Here is a 240-nt window from a genome sequence, read left to right as displayed (position 1 = left end):
CCGAGGACAGCCTGAGCTACCTGGCCAATGTCTACAACCAGCAGGCCGCCGCCTTCTACGCGCGCCACGGCGTGCGCCTCATCGAGGCCGCCTACGAGAGCCACGAGGCGCTCGGCGAGGTCAGCCTGATGATCACCAAGCACTGCGTGCGCTACAGCCTGCAGCTCTGCCCCAAGCAGGCCAAGGGCGTGACCGGCGTGCAGGGCACGCTGCGTGCCGAGCCGCTCGTCATCACGCAGG

1 pseudogene is annotated in these 240 nt (G+C 68.8%); it reads left to right on the top strand.

Annotated elements, in window-relative coordinates:
* Positions 1-240, top strand: a pseudogene (locus tag ACMUOY_RS20790) (collagenase-like protease); the annotation flags it as partial.

This window comes from Candidatus Skiveiella danica (assembly GCF_022705245.1).
Classification (GTDB): domain Bacteria; phylum Pseudomonadota; class Gammaproteobacteria; order Burkholderiales; family Burkholderiaceae_C; genus Skiveiella; species Skiveiella danica.
This window is presented reverse-complemented; position numbering and strand designations above follow the sequence as displayed.